This window comes from uncultured Corynebacterium sp. (assembly GCF_902489365.1).
Taxonomy (GTDB): domain Bacteria; phylum Actinomycetota; class Actinomycetes; order Mycobacteriales; family Mycobacteriaceae; genus Corynebacterium.
In genome coordinates this window covers 1-4930 of record NZ_CABTZR010000121.1, presented here as the reverse complement: position 1 = coordinate 4930, position 4930 = coordinate 1, and the positions used below count along the sequence as shown (strand labels likewise).

The 4930-nt window shown below is 57.6% G+C and carries 4 protein-coding genes and 2 pseudogenes; 3 read left to right on the top strand and 3 right to left on the bottom strand.

Translation table 11 applies throughout. The annotated features are described in order from the left end of the window. Together RDN59_RS11460 and RDN59_RS11455 are read left to right on the top strand one after the other, a co-directional pair. Window positions 1–817: pseudogene (locus tag RDN59_RS11460) on the top strand (IS3 family transposase); the annotation flags it as partial. A gap of 37 nt (window positions 818–854) precedes the next feature. After that, complete coding sequence (locus tag RDN59_RS11455; RefSeq protein ID WP_046647918.1) at window positions 855–1421, top strand: mismatch-specific DNA-glycosylase; 567 nt, start codon at window positions 855–857, stop codon at window positions 1419–1421. On the opposite strand, the gene RDN59_RS11450 is transcribed toward RDN59_RS11455, so the two are convergent. Genes RDN59_RS11450 through RDN59_RS11440 form a run of 3 tightly spaced genes read right to left on the bottom strand, consistent with a single transcriptional unit; the run spans window position 1418 to window position 4576 of the window. After that, window positions 1418–2152: an ATP-binding cassette domain-containing protein gene (locus RDN59_RS11450; RefSeq protein ID WP_052750540.1), complete on the bottom strand. Its 735-nt coding sequence runs from the start codon at window positions 2150–2152 to the stop codon at window positions 1418–1420. The two genes, RDN59_RS11455 and RDN59_RS11450, sit on opposite strands and share 4 nt — an antisense overlap. Further along, window positions 2139–4145: a hypothetical protein gene (locus RDN59_RS11445; RefSeq protein WP_308607948.1), complete on the bottom strand. Its 2007-nt coding sequence runs from the start codon at window positions 4143–4145 to the stop codon at window positions 2139–2141. Before RDN59_RS11445 ends, RDN59_RS11450 begins: the two co-directional genes overlap by 14 nt. 5 nt (window positions 4146–4150) lie before the next feature. Beyond that, window positions 4151–4576 (bottom strand): lactococcin 972 family bacteriocin, encoded by a 426-nt coding sequence (locus tag RDN59_RS11440; RefSeq protein WP_308607947.1) that lies wholly within the window; start codon window positions 4574–4576, stop codon window positions 4151–4153. Window positions 4577–4748: 172 nt separating this feature from the next. On the opposite strand from RDN59_RS11440, the pseudogene RDN59_RS11435 reads away from it, so the two are divergent. Next, a pseudogene (locus RDN59_RS11435) lies at window positions 4749–4930 on the top strand (IS3 family transposase); the annotation flags it as partial.

Below are 4930 nucleotides of genomic sequence, written 5' to 3'. Positions count from 1 at the left end.
ATCCTCGTTCTACAAATGGGTTAACACCCGCGAAAATCGCAGGTTAAAGATATGCTCTGATGCTCTTATTGGTGCAAGAATCAAGACCATCTTCGATGATGAGCACGGGCTTTATGGTGCTAAACGCATCGCTGCAAGCCTCAACGACGATATGGACTTCGGCCCGATATATCACAAGAAGGTCGCACGCATCATGAAATCCATGGGGCTAAAAGGCTTTACCAAACGGCGTCGATGCATCACCACTAGGCGCAAGCCTGGTCACCGAGTCATGCCAGATCTAGTAGGCCGCAAATTCACCGCTGACAGGCCGAACCACGTCTATGTAGGCGACATCACCTACCTGCCGTGTAAGGGCGGCAAGAACATGTACCTTGCCACGGTCATCGATGTCTACTCTCGCAAACTTGTCGGTCATGCGCTAGCCGATCACATGCGGGTATCTCTGGTTATCGAAGCTTTGTCTCATGCCAGCAAAGTCCGCGGAAACCTTACTAGGGCAATTTTCCATTCTGATCATGGCAGTGTGTACACCTCACAGGCTTTTGGGGACCACTGCGCCCAACTTGGTGTGCGCCAATCCATGGGAGCGGTGGGAACGAGTGCCGATAATGCCCTGGCAGAATCGTTTAACGCCACCTTAAAACGTGAAGTCTTGCGTGATCGGAAAGTCTTTGACAATCCCATTACCTGCCGCCAAGAAGTCTTTCGATGGTGCATGCGCTACAACACCCGCAGACGGCACTCCTAGTGCAACCTTCTAGCCCCCGATACCTTCGAAGCACTCACATCAGCTACACTGACCCAAGCAGCATAGCTAACCCCCGACGTATCTACTTTCCGGGGGTCAGGCCCTGCGTTTTAGCCAAGAAGACCTGGCCGCCTACCGCGGCGCCACCGTGCCGGATCTACTGCCGGAGCCGTTGCGTTTGTTGTTCGTCGGCATCAACCCGAGCCTGTGGACCGCCGCTACCGGCGCGCACTTCGCCCGCCCGGGTAACCGCTTCTATCCGGCCCTTTTCCGAGCTGGGTTGACTGCCCACCAGTTCGATGCCTCGGGCGGCTACGCGGACGCCGACTTTGACGAGCTGCAAGAACGTGGCATCGGCGTGTCCAACCTCGTTCCGCGCGCCACCGCCCGCGCCGATGAGCTAACCACCGACGAGCTGAGCCAGGCCCCGGCACGCCTGGACGATATCGTTAGCAAACACCACCCGAAGGTCGTGGCCGTGCTGGGAATTACCGCTTACCGCAAGGCCTTTAGCCTGCCCAAGGCGGCCATCGGGGAGCAGGACTCGCCGTGGGAGGGCACCCGCCTGTTTGTGCTCGACAACCCCAGCGGACTCAACGCCCACGCCAGCGTCGCGGACCATGCGGCCGGGTACCGGAAGGTGGCCAAGGCCGCGGGCATCGCGATTTAATCCCGCGCAGAGCCGGAGACTGTGACCTGGCGATCATTGATGCGCAAGGTGTTGTCAGCGGCAGCAATAACTGCGGCATCGTGCGTGGCGGCCAGAACGAGTGCGCCCCCGTCCGCAGCTCGCCGCAGGAGCGCGATAACTTGGTCGCGGTTTGTGGGGTCGAGGGAGGCGGTCGGCTCGTCAGCGAACACATAAGCCGCGCCGCGGAGCAGGGCTCGGGCGATGGCCAGCCGCTGCTGCTCGCCTCCGCTGAGAATAGCTGCCGGCCCGTCGAAGGGGACATCAAGACCGACTTCGCCGAGGGAGTGCAGCAATTCTTCTTTGGAGTATTGCTTCCTGGATAGCCCGAGGGTGAGGTTATCTTCGCAGCTTAGTTCGGGAATGATTCCGTGGTCTTGGTGGATTATCGCTGCGCGTTCTCGCCAGAACCTCCGCCTTCGCTTCATCTTCCACGCGGAGGCATTCTCGCCGTCTATCCGGAGGAGGCCGTCCGCCGGCGGCAGGAGCCCGGCCAAGGTGTTGAGCAGCAAAGTCTTTCCGGAACCGCTGGCCCCACAGATGGCGACAAAGCCTGGCCCGGGTAGGGAAAACGTTGCATTTTCCACGAGGGACTTCTTCACCGTCCGCGTGCTGCGTCCCGCAGAATAGGTCGATTCCGCGGCGAGACAGAGATGAGAGGTGGAAATCTCCGGCGGCAGAGTGGGGGACTGATTGGGGCTAGCCAATGACATTGTGACTCCTAGGGGAGGCGGACATGTGCTGAGAAATACTGAGACGGACAAAACCGAGGTAGACGATTAAGACAAGGCAGCTTAGCGCGGTGAAGGTGTAGAGGAACGGGTTGGGAAGCAGTAGCGGAGCCAGGACGGACAATATGACGACAACTGTCAGGCTGACCAGTTGGCTTTTGAATAGTCGCCACATCGTTTTGTCCGGTGATTGCCCAGCGCTGTGGAGGAGTACCAGGAGGCGACGGTGAACTCGGAGCTGGATGCGCGCCTGGACTATCAAGGCCGCAAGCGTGGCGAGCAAAGCTCCGAGGGCGCTCAGGATACTCAGCCAGAACAGCGCCGTGCTGGCTACTAGTTCGGCCAGACCGCGATCGGCCGCGCGTACCGGGTACACGTAGCCTTCGAGGCCGGCAGCGGTAAGTTCTGGACCCAGTTCCGAGAAATCCGCGAAGAGCAAATTTTCACTCGAAGCTGTGGAGCTTAGGAAGTCTGCGTCGAAGCCGGATAGATCGTCCGTTTCAAGCACGTAAAAACAATCGCCGGGAACCAGTTCCCCCGACATTGTTCCACTAATGAATCCGACCGCATGATCGGCACTGACCGGACCAATTTGCGCAGATTTAAGGAGCAGGTCGCCGGATTCCTGAGCCCACAGATCCACGGAAGCTGCGAAATGCTCTTGGGCTGCGGAATAGTCGACCGAGTGGTTGTCGTCTCCGGGACGGAACTGATAATCCTGCAGATCGTGCCATTGGCGGTTAGCAAGTGCCACGGGGCAGGAGTCCGGCACACCGGTACCTTCTTTCGGCAAAGTATGGCTGAGAACAGCCCCGTGCTCCCGTTCCCAGCTGAGCGCGAAGTCGCGGAAGTTCTGCTGCACACTGGGCGGCAAGAGCTCGCCTTCTTCCACGCGGCCAGCAGGGCCGTCGAAGTTGGCTGAAAAATGCAAGGCTCCAAACTCCGCGAGAGATTTCCAGGTCTGTTGGGCCTCGGATTCCTGCTGGTAGGAGCGGAGCGCAGCCGCTGAGCTAAGACCCGCTGCCACAAAGGTCACGCAGGTAAAGACCGAAATTACTTTCAGCGCTTTTCCCGCCGCCTTCTCTGCGGGGGCACGCTGCCCCAGCAGCGCTACTGCGCGGCGCAACAATGGGGCGGTGACGGCTACGGCCAAACCGGTGGTAGCCAGGGCCAAGCCTATCCCGGCGGCGTAGAACCTGAGGAACAGGAAGGCAAAAGAATAGCTCCCTTGGCGGGCGAGGAATGTACTCGCAAGGCCAATGAGAACTAGGTGCGGGAGGATGACAAAGGTCCATTGCCGCCAATTGCCTTTTTGACTGCGGTGCCCGCCATTTATTGTGCGCAGCGCTGCCAATCTAAGACCGGAAACCCGAAGAACAAATACCAGGGCAAAAAGGGAAACGACAAATAGAAACAGGATCGCCACCAACGCGGGCAGGCGGAATACGACCGATTGGATGAGGTGAAGGAACTGCGTCTTTTCGCTTAGCCTGAGCCCGTCATTCCTGGCCGATTCGTAGAAGTGGTTCGCATTGCCACCCGTTGCTTTGGGAACCAAGACGTAGTCACCGTGGTAATCCAGCGACCCAAGCTCACTGGCCGCTTGGCTCAAGGCATCCGGCCGGTTGAGCCTGGGAATGCGTTCCGGTGCTGGATAATTTTGCTCCAGCGGGATGAAAACCTCGTGGGAAGTCCCGCTTGCGTCATCGGTGCCAGTCAGCCGGTAGATGGAGTAGCCGTTCTGCTCGGCCAATGAAACCAGTGAGTTACGGATTACCGTCGGTGCGTAGTCTGACTCAAGTTCCTCCGCGAGTGAAGTCTTAGGCTCGACGTAGTCAAGACTAAAGGTTGATTCGACCCCTAAGGACAAGGGCTTGGTGGAGTCAACCAGGGCTGTCAGCAGCCACCCAGTAGTCGCGATGACTGCAGCAAGAAGTAGGCTCAAAAGCCCAAGTACTAGGGGTCGAATACGCATGAGTTCTAGCAGAAGTCGTAGTAGTAGCTGTCCTTAGTGCCCGGCAAATTCGTTGCCCAAAGCTCGGCGATCGACTTCTGGCCGCCGCGGGTGTCGATGCTTCGTTGCCTTCTGTCGTTGACGATCACAGTCGAAGTATGGCACCGATTCACGGTGAAATAAGAACGCGCCTTAGCGTCCCAGAATCCGTACTCCCAGGTACCGCCACCTGCAGGGTAGCGAACTTTCCGGCCGACAGATGCCCAGTAGGTTGTGAAGGCTGGTGCTGCCTCGCCGAGTAGCTCGGCCATCACACCGGAAGCAAAGCCTCCCTTGGCGCCGTGGTCTTGGAATTCTTCTGCGGAAGCAACGGCTGAGTTAGATACGGAAACGCTCAGAGCAGAGGCAATCAGCAGCGCTGCAAACTGCCGAGTGCGCTTTTTGGGGGTCATAACAGTCTCCTTTGAGAGAGGAAATGAGGCGGGATTTCCTCAAAAGGGAAACTACCCTAAGTGAATATAAATGGGAATAGAACCAGTTTTCTAATTTTATTGGTACTTTTCACGGGCCTTAGGCTCGGGAGGGCGGTGGTTGTCCTTGGTCCGCAATGTCTTGGATTCACCCCACTCGGTCAAGCGGATGTGCAACGTATTAAAGCTCAATCGATCCTCGTTCTACAAATGGGTTAACACCCGCGAAAATCGCAGGTTAAAGATATGCTCTGATGCTCTTATTGGTGCAAGAATCAAGACCATCTTCGATGATGAGCACGGGCTTTATGGTGCTAAACGCATCGCTGCAAGCCT

What these genes read in the sequence shown, in the direction of transcription:
- RDN59_RS11450 (WP_052750540.1), bottom strand. Translation starts at nt 2,152, where the DNA reads ATGTCATTGGCTAGCCCCAATCAGTCCCCCACTCTGCCGCCGGAGATT.
- RDN59_RS11445 (WP_308607948.1), bottom strand. Translation starts at nt 4,145, where the DNA reads ATGCGTATTCGACCCCTAGTACTTGGGCTTTTGAGCCTACTTCTTGCT.
- RDN59_RS11440 (WP_308607947.1), bottom strand. Translation starts at nt 4,576, where the DNA reads ATGACCCCCAAAAAGCGCACTCGGCAGTTTGCAGCGCTGCTGATTGCC.